The following is a 17,234-nucleotide window of genomic DNA, read 5'->3' on the forward strand; positions in this document are numbered from 1 at the left end:
TCTTACTTTGTTTGCTTGTCAGATCAAGTCTAAACTATTACACCTTACTGTTGTTGAATATGTAGCAAGGTATTTAGGTTTAGAAGAATTTAAGTCATCATGGAGATGCTCATTTTTTGATCGATACTATGAACAGTAAGGTCATAACTATGCGATTTTATATGCAACAGCATCTGAAATTCTTAACCCTATTTTTTCTTATTTCCTCAATAAATTTCGTTTAGTTAATCAGCTAAACGCAGTAATTAAACATCATCCAGACGTAGGTAAAGGAGATTTTATTTTTCATTATAATCGAGGAAATAATATTATGGGTGCCACTGCTTATAACAATGTTAAAGCAGAAAAAGTATTGAAATAAAGCGGTTAGTGAAATATGTAATGCATTTGGTTCTAAATGAATATGGTGTAAAGCATGTGATTGTTGCAAATGTGACTGAGGTTGGTTTGATACTAGCTTTAATAAAGACGAAAAGCAAGAGAGCTGGCTGCAAAGCTTACACAGAGTTTCAATACAAAATTAGCTAATGATTTAGATTATATGAAGAAAGGTGCAGATCTTGAAATAAAAGCATTCGATCTTAATTCTAAAATGAAAAGTATGCTTGGTAAATATAAGAGCAAAGGGTTAAATGATCGAGATGCATACCTATCAAACATCGTAGACCAGTTTGGGGGAGGGTGATTTGGAAAAAGTATAAAGATACTCTTGTTGATATTTAAAGGAAGGCTTGATACTTACTATAATTCTGGATGCAGCACAGAAATACTAAAGGATTATTTCTTTTTTGATTATTTTTATCCAACTGCAGAACCTTATTGTGAAGTTGGTAATGAAATGTATGAGTTGATAAAAAATTAGATTTCTTTTAAACATCTTTACGGTTTGTAGTAACTATCTGCGTAGCTGAATGATAAAGGGAGGGGGGTAAACAAAGTAATCTAAAATATAGAGAAAATACAACGGTGCTTGATACATAGCTATTGCGATTTTATCCTCTTTTTGTCATTTTAGTGCTACAATGACATTCTGCGAGTGAAGTTTATTCTTTGATATATTAACTATAAATATAGAGAAGTCTTACTAAATAAAAAGGTAAAAGGAACCTATGAGTAGTGAAATTTTGACTCTATATTACTGTAAGTGGTGCTGTAATAATGTTCTAACAAGCGCGACTTGGCTGAGTATAGAAAAAATTTAAAAAACCGCTATAATTTTACGTAATCTACCAATAAACACCTAAGTTTTTACTGGATTTTGTGATTGATCCTACAGTCAAAAACAAATTTTGAGTCATAAATACTTTTAGTGCCATAATAAAATAGGGAGGTTTGTCAAGTAAAGTTCTTTATTTCATCAGATGCGCTGCCAAATTGTTATGCAAGCAAGTTTTTTAGTTTTCGTATATCCGAAGTAATTCTTGTGCATTGGCCTTGATTAGAGTCGGACATTCTCTATCATTTAATAATGAATGCAATATTTCAATTGCACCTTTAATGTCGTTACTGTGTATCTTTACTATAGCGATAGCTTCTTGGCTTGAATAAGGGTACACTGCATTTGATTCTAAATTACTAATTTTATCTCTATTTGTTTTTTCACCGCTGGAGTGAAGTAAGCTCATTACTTCTAAGTATTGTGCTAACTCACGCAAAACATCAGGAGCATCTTTATCGTCTGCCAAATCATTATAAATAATAGATGCTGTGTCTGTTGGCATTGAATCTGAGATATGATTGAATGCGCGTTCAAAATTTGCTAAATACTCCCAATTTGAATCTATTTCTTCTAGCAGTGACTTATTATCTTTTTTTAAGAATAATACTTCGTAAAACTTGTCACCTGCAGTTATAGATTGTTTTGTGTTATCAATGTTGCGCAATAAGTATAATGTGATGCCAACTAACATTGGCGCGAGTGCAAGCAGAAAGATGTATTTTTTCATGGTAATATTCCAAATAGTTATATATTTATACATTAATGCTTTTGATTTGCAAAAACATATTGACATAGTGATTATATCACATAATAATATTCTTAGAGTTGTTTGAATAGTTGGAGATTAAAATATTTCTAAAGTAGAAATAAAGACAGCAGTATTAAGCTAAATTATTTTTTGTCGGATTTATCCGATGTACCCTCAACCTTTTATAGGTTGAAGTCTAAATTTGAGAGTTTGATCCTGGCTCAGAATGAACGCTGGCGGCAGGCCTAACACATGCAAGTCGAACGGAGTTATATTGTAGCTTGCTATGGTATAACTTAGTGGCAGACGGGTGAGTAATGTATAGGAATCTACCTAGTAGTACGGAATAATTGTTGGAAACGGCAACTAATACCGTATACGCCCTACGGGGGAAAAATTTATTGCTATTAGATGAGCCTATATTAGATTAGCTAGTTGGTGGAGTAATAGCCTACCAAGGCAATGATCTATAGCTGATCTGAGAGGATGATCAGCCACACTGGAACTGAGATACGGTCCAGACTCCTACGGGAGGCAGCAGTGGGGAATATTGGACAATGGGCGAAAGCCTGATCCAGCCATGCCGCATGAGTGAAGAAGGCCTTTGGGTTGTAAAGCTCTTTTAGTGAGGAAGATAATGACGGTACTCACAGAAGAAGTCCTGGCTAACTCCGTGCCAGCAGCCGCGGTAATACGGAGAGGGCTAGCGTTATTCGGAATTATTGGGCGTAAAGGGCGCGTAGGCTGGTTAATAAGTTAAAAGTGAAATCCCGAGGCTTAACCTTGGAATTGCTTTTAAAACTATTAATCTAGAGATTGAAAGAGGATAGAGGAATTCCTGATGTAGAGGTAAAATTCGTAAATATTAGGAGGAACACCAGTGGCGAAGGCGTCTATCTGGTTCAAATCTGACGCTGAAGCGCGAAGGCGTGGGGAGCAAACAGGATTAGATACCCTGGTAGTCCACGCTGTAAACGATGAATGTTAAATATGGGAAGTTTACTTTCTGTATTACAGCTAACGCGTTAAACATTCCGCCTGGGGACTACGGTCGCAAGATTAAAACTCAAAGGAATTGACGGGGACCCGCACAAGCGGTGGAGCATGTGGTTTAATTCGATGCAACGCGAAAAACCTTACCACTTCTTGACATGGAAATCATACCTATTCGAAGGGATAGGGTCGGTTCGGCCGGATTTTACACAAGTGTTGCATGGCTGTCGTCAGCTCGTGTCGTGAGATGTTGGGTTAAGTCCCGCAACGAGCGCAACCCTCATCCTTAGTTGCTATCAGGTAATGCTGAGTACTTTAAGGAAACTGCCAGTGATAAGCTGGAGGAAGGTGGGGATGATGTCAAGTCATCATGGCCTTTATGGAGTGGGCTACACACGTGCTACAATGGTGTCTACAATGGGCTGCAAGGTGCGCAAGCCTAAGCTAATCCCTAAAAGACATCTCAGTTCGGATTGTACTCTGCAACTCGAGTACATGAAGTTGGAATCGCTAGTAATCGTGGATCAGCATGCCACGGTGAATACGTTCTCGGGTCTTGTACACACTGCCCGTCACGCCATGGGAATTGGTTTCACTCGAAGCTAATGGCCTAACCGCAAGGAAGGAGTTATTTAAAGTGGGATCAGTGACTGGGGTGAAGTCGTAACAAGGTAGCAGTAGGGGAATCTGCAGCTGGATTACCTCCTTAGGCTTTGTACGTAATTCACCATTTCAAATAATAGTGTCATTATGTACTATACTGCTGTCTTTACTTCTACTTTATTTTTTAATTTCTCGATAACGAAATTTTATGAGTAACAGGCCTCTTTCCCCGCATTTACAAATATATAAAGTACAAGTTACTAGTTTTTTTTCTATTATGCATAGATTGACTGGTATCTTGCTATTTCTTTTATTAATCATACTTTCTTGGTATTTTATATTATATGTTTACTCCCCTAAGTTAATTATAGTAAGGTGCTTAAATGCATTATTGTTCACTCCTGTTGCTAAATTAGCTTATATCTTATGCTTTGTAAGCTTTATGTATCATTTTCTTAATGGTATTCGTCATTTATTGTGGGATGCTGGGCTTAATTTAGAAATTGCTAGTGTTTTAAAAAGTGCTATATTACTAACAATAATGCTATTTCTTTCTACTATGGCTTTTTTATTTATATTTATATGAGTCAATCTGTAAATTCAGTACATCATTGGTGGATCCAGCGTGTTTCTGCGGTGATTTTGTTATTTTTATTTCCTTGGTTTATTTACTCATTTTCTTGCACATTTTATGTTGATAGCCCTTTATCTTTTAATGAAAAATTATTTCAGGCTATTAATCATCCACTAGAGCTTTTGTTTTTTGTTATACTGGTGTTTTGCATTTTTTGGCATGCAGTTCTTGGAATGCAGGTAGTGTGTGAAGATTATATAGACAGCGTACCTCTAAGGATTTTTACAATTACATGCATGAAATACTTATCAAGCATTACTTATATAGTCCTTGCTTTTACGACTTTTTTCTTTTATAGGCATATTTTCTTGTAAAGTTGCCAGTTCTATGTTAATATATTATTAGTGTACTAGTTTTATTATTGAACTATAGCGATTTTGGTTTAGCAATATGTTAGAGACATTGAAAAAGTGGGGAATAGACCTTACGCTAAAGGTGAAGGATCTATTTAGTTCATCTGAGTCTCAAGTTTATGTCAAAGACCTTAGAAAGGTAATGATATATGAGGATGGACGAAAGTGTCAATATCCAAAAAATTATGATCAGATTGTAGATTCTGGGAGAGTTGTAAAAAAAAATGACAAGCTTGTAAAAGATAAAGACGGAAATCCAGAGTACCAGCTTATATATAATGAATACAAATTTGATCTAGCCTTGGTTAAGGAAATTGATAAAAAATCTTACTTTACTATTGACTTTTTAGTTAGTAAAGGTAGGCGTGAGGTTAATGATTATAGTAAATTTTATAAGCCATTTAAGTTTTCAAAAATAGATCTTGAAAAACACTTGCCGGTCTTTGAGGTTGATACTAAGTTACTTAGATTAACTAATTCTTCTTTTCTTGCTAAAAAAGGTTGCTTCATCAATGATGACACGGGAGAAGTTGATGAGAAAGATAGAGATGAAAAAGGAAGAAATGGAAAATTACTATACGCTAGTGATTACAAGAAGCTAAGCACCCATTTTTCAGAAATTAGAGATCAGGATGGTAATCTAGAGCTAGATAAAAGTCTTATATCTGTTTCTATCGTTTTTGCTACAAGCTTGGCTAAAGTTTGTACTAAATTGTTGACCTCTCTTCCTATAAAGTTAGGGGAGTATTTAATAAGCGAACAAAACCCAATTGCAAAGTCTTTTGGCTATCTTTTGTTCACCCCTGCAATGGCAGTAAAAAATTTAGTGAATATGGGAGCTACCATACTTAAGGCTCCAATTTTATTGTTTGTAGCAAATGAGAAAAAGTATGGTGATGCTTATCTTACTATGTGGAAACACCAATTGAAAGAATGTTGGAAAGAAGTAAAAAGCGACTTTAATGTTGTTACAAATGGGGAAAGGCCAAAGCCGAAGCAGAAGGATCATAAGCCACTTAGCATAGCGGGTACATGGAAAGAGCTTAACGCTAGAAAATCAGATATTGAAAAAAACTTAGAGAAGGGGTTGAGCAAAAATAGTGAAAGTATAGATAAATCTAGAGAACTAGGTGTTGGAGAAAGCTTAAAGGAAAAGTTGCAAAACAAAACTGATGAAAAAGTAGCTGCAGCCGTTAATCAAAAAAGCAACACTCCTCATATTGATAGAGAGATAGAAAGAAGACAAGACTCATCACGAAATGTAGGGACTCCATCACGCTCGTAGTCAACCATCACTTTAAATTACTTTTTACTTTAATCATCTCACAATAAAAACTTGCATGCATTTTGCCGTTAGTATAAGATATTAATCAAATAATTAATATCTTAATTAAATGCGCCCTGTAATACTGTGTGGTGGTAGTGGCAGCAGACTTTGGCCTCTATCTAAGCCAAAGCAATTTCAGAAAATATTTAGTCAGAATACTATGTTTCACAACACTTTGTTGAGGCTAAAAGGCGATTATATGCCACCCATCATTACCACAAATTATACAATATGAGTCATTATTGATGCAGGAATTACATGCATTACAGGAATGTAAAGTAGTTTTTGAACCAGTTAAAATTGGGACAGCGGCAGCAATACTAATTGCTGTGCTTCTCTGCGATAGGAACGAGACAATCTTAGTTCTGCCTTCAGACCATTTTATAGGTGATTTGAATAGTTTTTATGTTTCTATTGAGAAAGCGTCTAAGCTAGCCTCTGAAACTGACTCTATAGTCACTTTTGGGATAAAGCCTCATGAATTCAATTCGGAATACGGCTATATAAATGCAGTATATGGTCAGAAAGAAAAATGTCATATAGTAAAAGATTTTACAGAAAAACCCGAGCGTAAGGTAAGTAACGATCATTATTGGAACTCTGGAATATTTGTGTTTAGAGCAAAACGCTATATAGATGAGATAAAAAAAATTGCTCCGACTCTCTATAATTTATGTTGTGAAAGTATGAAGCATTTTGTACCACGAGAGAGATTTCTGTATTTAGAACAGCAAAATTGTGCAGGAATGGGTGATACATCTATTGATCACCTAGTGATAGAAAAAGCAGAAAATATTGCAATGGTAGAAGCTAATTTTGATTGGATGGATATTGGTACTTGGAGTTCAGTTTTAGAACTGAGTAAGAGATTTAGTGAGAATTTAGTTTCATTTCAGCATGTAACAAAAGGAAGAGAGCCAGTTTTGATGACAGAAAATGATGAAAAGATTTTATTAGGTAGAGTTTATAAACGGCAAAATAAGAGCCTAATGTTGTTCATTAATAAAGTTAAAGAAGCAAAGCCAACAAGGAAAGAGATTAAGCCATGGGGATTTTATAGTGTGATTTTAATGGGTAAGGATTTTCTTATAAAATACCTTTTTATAAATCCACTGAGCTGCACTTCTAAGCAATTTCACCACTATAGAGATGAGTACCATATAATACTATCAGGGGTTGGATGTGTGAGTTTAGATGACAAAACATATGCTATAACAAAAAATCATGTAGTAGAGATTCCAAGGAAGGTGTTTCATAAAATTGAGAATAAAAGTACAAGATTTCCTCTTGAGATAGTTGAGTTTCAGGTAGGAAAGTTTTTATCTGATAATGATATAGTAAGATCGGACGATATATATGGAAGGTCTTAATATAGAATATTGAATATATTCTATAAGCTTGCTAAATTTAGACAACCTAATTTGAGGTAAAGGAAAAATTACAGTTATATGAAGCATAAAAAGTATGATATTTAAATCTTAGTATAATGTCTATTGCCTTTGAATTTACTATGGCTATTCGCTATTTGCGAGCAAAGAATTCTAGATTTTGCTCTATAATGGCCTTGTTTTCTATTATTGGTATTGCTCTTGGAGTTGCAACGCTAATAGTAGTAATGTCTGTAATGAATGGGTTCAGAGCAAAGCTGCTCGACTCTGTACTTGGCATTAATGGCCATATTAATGTTTACTTTGATAGAAGCATAAATTCAGATTACCACGCAGTGTTAAAATCTATTGAGAAAATCCCAGGTGTATTAAAAGCTACTTCTATGATCAATGATCAAGTGATCGTTGCATCAAATGGTGGAATTGTGGGTAGCGTAGTCCGTGGTGTGTCAACTAAAGACTTACTTAATAATACTACTGTTAAGAATAATGTAATTATGGGTAACGTGGAAAAATTCGATGAAGGTATCATAATAGGGGCAAGATTAGCAGAAGCTTTGAATATTGATTATGGTGATAACATTATGCTTATATCACCTGAAGGATTTGACGCACTGTCTGGTGAAATACCAAAAATGAAAGAATATAAAGTTGTAGCAATATTTGATATGGGTATGTTTGAGTACGACAATACCTTGATGTATATGCCCATGAAATCAGCTCAGGCTTTTTTTAATTATAAAGATAGTGTGAGAAATATAGAAGTGTTCATAGACGATATTGCTGCGGCTAATAAGCTAGCAAATGCTATAGTAGAAGAAACAGGAATGAAAGCTGAAAGTTGGCAATCTCAGCAAAGCCATTATGTTAATGCTTTAAAAACTGAAAGAAATGTGATGTTTTTAATTCTTACTTTGATTATAGTTGTGGCAGCATTCAATATTGTTTCAAGTTTGATGATGATAGTGCAAGAAAAGAAATCCGCAATTGCAATTATGCGTACGTTTGGTGCAACAAGTGGAAGCATTATGCGCATATTTTGTGCTTGTGGGCTGTTAATTGGTTTTACAGGAACTTGTCTTGGCTCTGTTATAGGAGTTATTTTTTCTCTCAACATTGAAAATATTAGAGTGTTTTTAGAAAACATTACCAACATCAAGCTATTTGATCCTATGATATACTTTTTTTCAAGTTTGCCAGTGATATTAGTTTCTCAAGATGTAGTGAACATTTCTGCACTTGCATTGTTCTTGTCATTTTTAGCAACAATTCCTCCTGCATTGCAGGCAGCTGCACAAGACCCAGCGGAGATATTACGTTATGAATGATACTCGAAAAAAATGCATAGGTTGGTTCTTAATTATATTGTTATTTGTTAGCCATATTGCAATAAATAACATAATATTTTTCAAAATAAATCAGCAAGAAAGTGAAAATAGTATAAATGGTTTAACGGAAAAGATGGATGAACTTAGAGTATTGCTTGAAGTGAATCAATCTAGGGTAGAGAAAAGGATATTTGATTTAAAGAGAAATCTGCACACTCAATGTGAGCAAGGTGATGGTAGTTTAAGGCATAAGAACCTCGCAAAGTTGCTGCTACTTGTGATTAAGATGAAGAATTCGTTATTGCGAGAAGCCAAGTTTGATAATCATATAAATTCAATAAAGCCTTTGATATCAGAGCTTGACGATCCAGAGATAGAAAATGCAGTAAATGAATTGGAAAATTTGAAAGAGGTAGATACTTTACGCGGGTTGAAATTGTCTTTTGAGAAGAACATGACTGTTATTAACTACAATAAAAGTAACTTGTTTAAAAAAATCATTTCAAATTGGATAAAGATAGATGATCGTAGTGATCCACTCAGGTTAAAGCTTGCGGAAATTGAAGAATTAATAAGCGATAATGATTGGCAGAGCATAGCCACCGCAATAAGTGACTTAACATACCCAGAATTCAAACCATGGCTTAATAAATTGAATGATTTTATTGTAGCTTTCAAGAATACTTCAATAATATATCGTCACTTATTACAATACATCTCATGATTTATTTTATAATTTTTGCTTTTTCGTTTTTATTTGGCATATGGATCAAGGTAAGTGGTGAAGTAATAAAATTGGAATTAGGCAATTACACTATAAGTATTGATCTATATTTCGTTATTCTTGCTTGCGTAGTCTTATTATTTTTATTGATTGCAGTTGCACGTTTTTGTTCTTCTATTTCATCAACATTTGCTAACATAAAAAATAGAAGAAGAAGTAGGGAAGAATTGCTTCTCTTTGAAGCTTTCTTTAGCTTAGACTTAGGTAATATAGAGAACACCAATAAGCTAATTAAAAATCTAAATGAAGAAAGTGATAAATTATCTTTAGTAAAGCTCTTTAATTCAGGTAAAACGGGAAATTACAGCTTTTTCAGCCATAATTTAACGAGTATTGCAAGTAAAAATCGCAACTTAGCTCTACTTCTGATCAATAAACTGATTATTCACCTAAAGCAAGAAAGGTTAGTCTTTCAAAAATTTATAGAATATTGCTCTAGTTCAATTAATGATAAAATTTTGTCTATTCCCTTTCAAATAGAGCATTGTATATTGCAAGAAGATTGGATAAATGCAATTTCAAAGTTAAAGGAAGCTATCAAATTCAATATTTTTCTTCCCTTTGATCGTAAAAAGATGTTAGCGGTTTTTTATTGCGCTTTAGCAAAGCAATACGAAAGTAAAGGAAGTTTTTACAAAGCTATAGATTATTTAGCTAAAGCACAAAGTTATTATGCAACTTTTCAGCCCATCAATTATTTAAAGGCAGAATTATATATCAAGCTTGAAAAAATCAGAAAAGCTTCCACAGTATTAGAGGAAGAGTATAGAGTAAATCCTACTCCTCAATCAGCTAGAATGTATATCAAGTTAAATAATAAAGGCGCTGAAAGACTATATAACTTACGCCCTGATTATTATTTTAGTTATTGCTTGCTTGCTTTGTCTTCAATTAGCTTAGGGAAATATGATCTTGCAAGTCAGCATTTAGATATTGCTATGAAAAAAGCTAATTACATATCAATCTACCTTGTTATGGTACAGCTCAAGATTATGTTGCAAGAGTATGATCAAGCAATTTATTGGTTAAACAGGATGGACTCAGAAGCTGTGCCTGATCCAGGTTGGAAATGTGCTGATTGTAATAAAGAGCTAAAGCAATGGGATTATAAGTGCTCAAGTTGCAATAGTCTTAATTGTATTTACCTTATATTATAAGACTCCATAAGGTGTGATACTTTTACATCGAGATTGCTTTAATATAATCTTTATCTCAAAACAGTAAATCTGTGAGTTTCTTAGTTAGGTTTGACTCCAATGTCAAAAAAACTTGTTTTTAGACATTACCAGTTATATATTTTAATAAATTAGAATTATATACAAAATGAAGAGCTTAAAGGAATTATCCTTAAGAATTAAAAATATTAAGTCTGTGCAGAAAACCACGAAAATAATGCAAATGGTTTCTGCAGCAAAATTATTACAAAGCCAAAAGAAATTATCAAATTCAAAATTGCATATATCTAAGCTGCATAGCATTATTTCTTCACTAGCGCTATCAGCGGATCAAGAGTTACTAGCAAGAATTCTAAATATCAATAATGAAGATTCTTTCCTAGTATTTATTATTGTATCTGATCGTGGTTTATGTGGCAGCTTTAACTCCTCTGTTGTTAAATTCAGTCAGGAGCATATAAACAAATTAATTGCAAATGATAAGAAAGTAGACATTGTTTTTTTTGGTAAGAAAGCTTTTGAGACAGGCAAAAATAGATTTAATTCTAAAAATATCTTGAAGGTTGAAAATAGTAAGGGAATCACACTAAAGCGTGTGGAAGCCTTGGTTAGTGATATAGATCTAAGTAAATACAATAAAGTTAAGGTTTTTTACAGTAAATTCTATAATACCTTCATGCAAAAGCCAATATTAGAAACAATAAAACCATGGAGTAAAGACTCATTATTAATTGATAATTCTGTAGTTAGTCCTCTAACAGATTACAGCTATGAGTATGAACCACAAAATATTGAGTTTATTTTAAAATCTTTGACTCAAGATTATGTTACAGCTGCTCTTTATTCTGCTTTACTTGAAAGTGCAGCAAGTGAAAATAGTGCTAGGATGGTTGCTATGGAATCAGCAAACAGAAATACAAAAGAAATGCTAAATAAACTAGCATTACTTTATAATCGTTCTCGTCAAGCAGCAATTACAACTGATTTGATTGAAGTTATAGGTGGTGCAGAATCTTTATAGAAACTCAAGGAATGAAAAATGAATATATTAAATATTGCAGCAGATATCACTAAACTAATAAAAAAGCAGAATCAAGACGCAGAAGTTACAATATATGAAACTAATAAGACCTCGGTTTCTCAGCGTCTATCAAAAATTGAACAAATATCACAATCTAGAAACTGTACTGTCGGAATTAGAGCTATAGCAGGTAAGAACAAAGCTGCGTATATTTCCACAAACGATTTGAATAATCTTAGTAGTGCAGTGAGCCAAGTGGTGGAAATGGTAAAGAATGCCCAGGAAGATCCTTATATTAGTTTTGCTGTAGATGGCAGTAATTATATCTCTTCTGCAGATTTAAATATCTCAGATAATAATGTTGTAACAATTGATAAATTAAAAGAAATTACTGAAGCTACAGAAAATTCAGCTCTTGCACATAAAAATATTATTAATTCCGAAGGAGCTTCATCTTCACATACTTCAGTAAATACAGTATTATCAACCGTTTCTGGTTTTGTTGGTTCATTTAGTAAGTCAACTTTTGTTAATCAGGTTTCTGTTGTTGCTGGAGAAAAGAGTGAAATGAAAATAGGCTACGATTACGATGTAGCATGCAACTTCAGTGATTTAAAAACACCGGAGTCAATAGGGAAAGGAGCAGCAAAAAGAGCAATAGATCAATTGGGTTCATGTACAATCAGGACAGGCAAATTTCCGGTTGTTTTTGAAAAAAGAGCAGCAAAAGAGCTAGTAAAGAGCTTTGCTTCTGCCATAAATGGTAGCAATATTGTAAATAATAGCTCTTTTTTGAGAAATAGTTTAAATAATCAAATTTTTAATACTGAGATTAGCATTATTGATGACCCATTGTTACCAAGGGGTATAACATCAAGACCGTTTGACGGGGAAGGAATAATGAGCAGAAGAAATGAATTTGTAAAAAATGGAGTACTGCAAAACTGGATTTTAGATCTATATTCGGCTAGGAAATTAAACTTGGAAACGACCGCAAATGCAACTCGTGCAAGTAATGCTGCAATTATTCCTTCAGCTAGTAATTTCTATTTCAAAAATGGTAATAGATCGTTTAAGGAATTAATTGACGAAGTAAAAGAAGGAATATATGTAACTGATTTATTTGGTTTTGGTGTTAATTTAATCAATGGCGATTATAGTCAAGGTGCATGCGGATTTTTTATAGAAAATGGTAAAATAACGTATCCAATACACGAGATTACTGTTGCCGACAATTTGAAAAATATGTTTAGCAATTTAGTTGTTGCAAATGACCTAACTTTCTGTGGGCAGTTTAATTCACCAACGATTAAAGTTAGCGAAATGACAGTAGCAGGTTCACTTAGTGATTAAAAATTTTAGTTGCATTAAGTACAATAATTGTGTACTATTACTATGTAATGTTAAGAATAGACTATGGAGTATAGAAGTTTAGTTGCAGTAACTAAGCTTAAAGCATTCTAAATCGTAATTTCAAAGTTTTTCATCACATTAATAATATTAGTTAGTAGTTTAGGAGTTATCCATATGGAATTTGGTAATATAAAATGGTTTAATGTTGAAAAAGGCTATGGTTTCATCAAGCCAGAAGGTAAAGGTGAGGACGTTTTTTTACATGTTAGTACATTAGAACGTTCAGGAATAAGACCTGATGCACTTCGAGGAGAGGATAAAAAGGGAGGAATGAAAGGGGAAAGAGTAAGTTATGAGCTTAAAGAAGAGCGTGGTAGGAACGGAGAAAATAAAAAGTCTGCAATAAATTTAAGATTGGAAGATTAGTCTATCGTGAAGCTTTTTAATAGGGTAATGTATTGTGAGTAATTTTCATGAAATGGGGCTTCCAACTTTGCTTAGGCAAGCTCTAAGTAAAAATAATCTTTGTGTTCCAACCCCGATTCAGGTGCAAGCGATTCCTCTAGCTCTTCAGGGCAAAGATATTCTTGGGTCTGCTCAAACGGGAACTGGAAAAACCTTAGCGTTTGCTATTCCACTGGTTGCTAAATTGATGAATGAGCCAAGCATTGGTTCAGCTTTAGTCATCGTGCCAACCAGAGAGCTTGCTCATCAGGTAACAAGTGAGATAAGAAAACTCTTATCTCAAAGTTCTTTACTAAGAGTTGCTTTGTTGATCGGAGGCGAGCCTATTTTTAGGCAGCTAAATCAGCTTCAGAAAAAACCACAAATTATAATAGGTACTCCTGGTCGTATTATAGACCATATTGAGCGTAAAACTTTAGTTACTCGGAATGTTGGTATTCTTGTGCTTGATGAGACGGATCGTATGTTTGATATGGGCTTTGGAATTCAGATTGAAGAAATTATGAAGCATTTGCCTAAAATAAGGCAAAATCTTATGTTTTCTGCAACTCTTCCTGGAGAAATAGTAAAACTTACTGAAAAATATCTTAATCAACCAGAGCGTGTTTCTGTTGATTGCCAGGCTACAACTTCTGTAAAAATTAAACAAGAAGTTGTTTATGCATCAGAATCAGAAAAATATGGCAAGCTTGTTACACAATTATGTCAGCGCAAAGGATCGATCATTATTTTTGTTAAAACAAAGCGAGGAGCGGATCAGCTAGCTGACAAATTGCACAAAGATGACTATAGCGCTTTGGCAATTCATGGTGATTTAAGGCAGCACAAGCGTGAAAGAGTCATTGATTCTTTTCGTCGTGGCCGCAATCAAATCATGGTTGCAACAGATGTTGCTTCTCGCGGCCTTGATATTCCGCACATTCAACATGTTATCAATTATGATGTACCACAATCGCAAGCTGATTATGTTCATCGTATAGGTAGAACTGCACGTGCGGGAGCTGAAGGATTTGCATTATCTTTTGTTACACCTCAAGATAAGAGAAGACTGCCTGCACTAGCAGATAAAGAAGGAGAGCCAAATTTTGATTGTAGTATGCAATCTCAAAAACGTAACAGCAAAAAGATCTTTAAAAGGCCAAGTACGTTAAAGGCTAAATACGGTAGAAAAAAGATCAATGTATTTAAGAAGAAAAGCAGAGTACTAGAAAAAGCGTATTAATGTACTTAACTATTCTTCTATTCTTTAAAAGCTCCAGTAAAATTGCTGCAAAGTGAAGTGATTGGAGGATGGTAGAAAGAATATATAGCTAGCCTAAATTAGATTTACCTACAATTTGATAATCTTAATTCTGCTGCTTATAACGTTTTGAGATTATCACAACGGTATAATGTTAGGCTGTGTGGACTATAATCTGTAGCTTAATTCAATTTGGCTACAACGAGCTGCTAGATTTCAGTTTTTTTAATAATTGTGTGCTACTAATTATATATAAATTTACACTTTTAAAGAGAATAGATGATTTCTAAAAATTTAGAGGCAAGTTTAAATAGAGCGTTACAGATTGCTTCTGATTGTAAGCTTAAATATGCAAAAGTGGAACATTTGTTGCTAGCATTAACCAAAGATGTGGATGTAAATTATGTTTTATCAAGATGTAACATCAGAGCTGGTGAAATCATAAATATAGATAATATTATATTAAGGAATGATCGTGGTAATAATACAAAAGGTTTTTTACAAGACAACTCCGAATTAACTGTCAATAAAGTTGAGCCTGATGTGCTATTTCAACGCATAATACATAAAGCCATGATACGAGCTCATCGTCTGGGAAGAAAAGAAATAAATGGAGCAAGTATTCTATTAGAGATTCTGTCTGAGCAAGATTTATACATTGAAGAGCTATTACGCAAACAGAATGCAAAGGATTCTAATTTGATTTATAACATATCCAATATAAAATATTCAGGTGATATAGAAGAATATGTAACTAATCGCAAGATAAAACTTGATAAGAATAACGATATCTCTACTGTAGCAAATAAAGGTGAATTATTAAAAGATGAAGAAGTTCTACAAAATTATTGTAGAAATTTAAATGATTATGCAAGAAGCAAAAAAATAGATTATGTCATTGGTCGTGATTATGAATTAAATCGCACTATAGAAATCTTGCTAAGACGCAGAAAAAATAACCCTTTATATGTCGGAGAACCAGGTGTTGGTAAAACAACAATAGTTGAAGGCTTGGTATTGAAAATTATTGAAGGTAGTGTTCCGAGTGCACTGAGATCCAGCATAATTTATGCTTTGGATTTAGGATCACTTCTTGCAGGAACACGCTATAGAGGTGACTTCGAAGAGAGAATAAAATCTATAATAAAAGTAATTGAGGCAAAACCTGGCGCTATTCTTTTCATTGATGAAATACACACTATTATTGGAGCAGGTTCAACAAGTGGCAGCTTTCTTGATGCTGGCAATCTGCTCAAACCTGCACTTGCAAGAGGTGCGTTGCGTTGTATAGGTGCAACTACATATAGAGAATATAGCAATAGCTTTGAAAAGGATAAAGCATTAGCAAGGAGGTTTCAAAAAATTAATGTAAAAGAGTCTTCTATTAATGATACAGTAAAGATACTAGATGGTATAAAGCATTACTATGAAAGGTATCATGGAGTATATTACACGAAACATGCCATTAAATCTGCAGCTGAACTTTCACACAAGTATATTACTGGGCGAATATTACCTGATAAAGCAGTTGATGTTATAGATGAAGCAGGGGCATATTGTAAGTTACAAAAAAGCAGGCGAAAAATTATAAACAGTAGAGACATTAAGAGTACTATCGCTAGGATTACAAACGTACCTTGCGGGTTTGATGATATGCAAAGAGTAAAATCTTTGAAAGAAAATCTCAATAGGGCCATTTTTGGTCAAGAGCAAGCGATAGAGTTTCTCGTTAATTCTATTAAAATTGCTAAATCTGGTCTGAGAAGTTACAATAAACCCTTGGCAAAGTATCTTTTTGCAGGGCCAACTGGTGTAGGTAAGACTGAGCTTGCGAAGCAACTAGCACAAAATATGGGTATGAACCTTATTCGGTTTGATATGTCTGAGTATATGGAACCTCACACAATATCTAGAATGATTGGTTCCCCTCCTGGATATGTGGGTTACGACCAAGGTGGATTGCTTACAGAATCTGTATCTAATAATCAATATAGCGTAGTACTTCTTGATGAAATTGAGAAAGCTCATAGTGATATTTATAATATATTACTACAAATCATGGATTATGGTTGTGTTACAGACACTTACGGACGTAAGGTTAATTTTTCCAATACGATTTTAATTATGACAACCAATGCAGGGGCATTTGAACGTAACAAAAGTTCTATTGGCTTTGGGTATAAAAACTTTAACATCAGTGACAGCGAAAAAGCAATGGAACGGGTTTTTAGCCCTGAATTTCGTAATCGTCTTGATGCAGTCATTTCCTTTTCTGATTTGGATGAGGATGTCATTTTGCACATTGTGGATAAATTTATTCAGGAATTAAAAAAACAACTTGTGCAAAAGGGTATAAGCTGCTCAGTGGAAGAAGAAGTAAAGTCTTATCTTGCGCAAACAGGTTATAGCAAAGAAATGGGAGCACGCCCAATAGAGAGGCTGATTGAAAAAGAGATAAAAAGTCATTTGGCTGAAGAAATACTAAATCGTCGATTAATTAAAGGAAAGAAATTAAGGATTTATATTGGTAAACACGGAATTGCTTTTGATATAGTTTAAATTGTAATAGTTTAGACTTGATCTGACAGGCATGAATTAACTGA

The 17,234-nt window shown here is 33.9% G+C and carries 15 protein-coding genes, 1 rRNA gene and 1 pseudogene; 16 read left to right on the forward strand and 1 reads right to left on the reverse strand.

All coding sequences use genetic code 11. From position 1 onward, the window contains the following. The first annotated feature begins 381 nt into the window (after positions 1–381). Genes JR053_RS03485 through JR053_RS03495 form a run of 3 tightly spaced genes read left to right on the forward strand, consistent with a single transcriptional unit; the run spans position 382 to position 862 of the window. A complete protein-coding gene (locus JR053_RS03485) occupies positions 382–528 on the forward strand; it encodes a GDSL family lipase (RefSeq protein ID WP_236607939.1) in 147 nt (48 codons plus the stop codon). A gap of 13 nt (positions 529–541) precedes the next feature. Beyond that, positions 542–685: a hypothetical protein gene (locus tag JR053_RS03490; RefSeq protein ID WP_029237693.1), complete on the forward strand. Its 144-nt coding sequence runs from the start codon at positions 542–544 to the stop codon at positions 683–685. A gap of 24 nt (positions 686–709) precedes the next feature. Continuing rightward, positions 710–862 (forward strand): hypothetical protein, encoded by a 153-nt coding sequence (locus tag JR053_RS03495; RefSeq protein WP_029237694.1) that lies wholly within the window; start codon positions 710–712, stop codon positions 860–862. A gap of 532 nt (positions 863–1,394) precedes the next feature. Here JR053_RS03495 and JR053_RS03500 read toward each other — a convergent pair. Next, the gene (locus tag JR053_RS03500) at positions 1,395–2,012 is read right to left on the reverse strand and encodes a hypothetical protein (RefSeq protein WP_029237695.1); all 618 of its coding nucleotides are present in this window, start codon (positions 2,010–2,012) and stop codon (positions 1,395–1,397) included. Positions 2,013–2,165: 153 nt separating this feature from the next. Between JR053_RS03500 and JR053_RS03505 the strand changes: the two genes are divergently transcribed. From JR053_RS03505 to JR053_RS03565, 13 genes and pseudogenes are all read left to right on the forward strand, one after another. Further along, positions 2,166–3,669: ribosomal RNA gene (locus JR053_RS03505) — 16S ribosomal RNA — on the forward strand. A 102-nt stretch (positions 3,670–3,771) separates the two neighbouring features. After that, complete coding sequence (gene sdhC / locus JR053_RS03510) at positions 3,772–4,149, forward strand: succinate dehydrogenase, cytochrome b556 subunit (RefSeq protein ID WP_010407125.1); 378 nt, start codon at positions 3,772–3,774, stop codon at positions 4,147–4,149. After that, positions 4,146–4,511: a succinate dehydrogenase, hydrophobic membrane anchor protein gene (gene sdhD, locus JR053_RS03515; protein ID WP_010407127.1), complete on the forward strand. Its 366-nt coding sequence runs from the start codon at positions 4,146–4,148 to the stop codon at positions 4,509–4,511. Before sdhC ends, sdhD begins: the two co-directional genes overlap by 4 nt. A 76-nt stretch (positions 4,512–4,587) precedes the next feature. Further along, positions 4,588–5,835, forward strand: coding sequence for a hypothetical protein (locus tag JR053_RS03520; protein ID WP_139686622.1), 1,248 nt, complete (start codon positions 4,588–4,590; stop codon positions 5,833–5,835). A gap of 109 nt (positions 5,836–5,944) precedes the next feature. After that, positions 5,945–7,247: pseudogene (locus JR053_RS03525) on the forward strand (sugar phosphate nucleotidyltransferase). A 116-nt stretch (positions 7,248–7,363) separates the two neighbouring features. After that, positions 7,364–8,593, forward strand: a complete 1,230-nt coding sequence (locus JR053_RS03530) for a lipoprotein-releasing ABC transporter permease subunit (RefSeq protein WP_029237653.1) — start codon at positions 7,364–7,366, stop codon at positions 8,591–8,593. Further along, positions 8,586–9,317 (forward strand): hypothetical protein, encoded by a 732-nt coding sequence (locus JR053_RS03535; RefSeq protein WP_226079284.1) that lies wholly within the window; start codon positions 8,586–8,588, stop codon positions 9,315–9,317. Before JR053_RS03530 ends, JR053_RS03535 begins: the two co-directional genes overlap by 8 nt. Further along, positions 9,314–10,534, forward strand: coding sequence for a tetratricopeptide repeat protein (locus JR053_RS03540; RefSeq protein ID WP_010404310.1), 1,221 nt, complete (start codon positions 9,314–9,316; stop codon positions 10,532–10,534). Before JR053_RS03535 ends, JR053_RS03540 begins: the two co-directional genes overlap by 4 nt. A 166-nt stretch (positions 10,535–10,700) precedes the next feature. After that, the gene (gene atpG, locus JR053_RS03545) at positions 10,701–11,573 is read left to right on the forward strand and encodes an ATP synthase F1 subunit gamma (protein ID WP_010404313.1); all 873 of its coding nucleotides are present in this window, start codon (positions 10,701–10,703) and stop codon (positions 11,571–11,573) included. Between the two features lie 18 nt (positions 11,574–11,591). Further along, positions 11,592–12,926 carry a TldD/PmbA family protein gene (locus JR053_RS03550; protein WP_010404315.1) on the forward strand — a complete coding sequence of 445 codons (1,335 nt, stop codon included), beginning with the start codon at positions 11,592–11,594 and terminating at the stop codon, positions 12,924–12,926. A gap of 174 nt (positions 12,927–13,100) precedes the next feature. Then, positions 13,101–13,352: a cold-shock protein gene (locus JR053_RS03555; protein ID WP_064085705.1), complete on the forward strand. Its 252-nt coding sequence runs from the start codon at positions 13,101–13,103 to the stop codon at positions 13,350–13,352. 34 nt (positions 13,353–13,386) lie between these two features. Next, on the forward strand, positions 13,387–14,613 hold the full coding sequence (locus JR053_RS03560) for a DEAD/DEAH box helicase (protein WP_010404320.1): 1,227 nt from the start codon (positions 13,387–13,389) through the stop codon (positions 14,611–14,613). 297 nt (positions 14,614–14,910) lie between these two features. Then, positions 14,911–17,190, forward strand: a complete 2,280-nt coding sequence (locus JR053_RS03565; protein WP_010404321.1) for an AAA family ATPase — start codon at positions 14,911–14,913, stop codon at positions 17,188–17,190. Positions 17,191–17,234: the final 44 nt, after the last annotated feature.

Source organism: Wolbachia endosymbiont of Nasonia vitripennis (assembly GCF_048054115.1).
Taxonomy (GTDB): domain Bacteria; phylum Pseudomonadota; class Alphaproteobacteria; order Rickettsiales; family Anaplasmataceae; genus Wolbachia.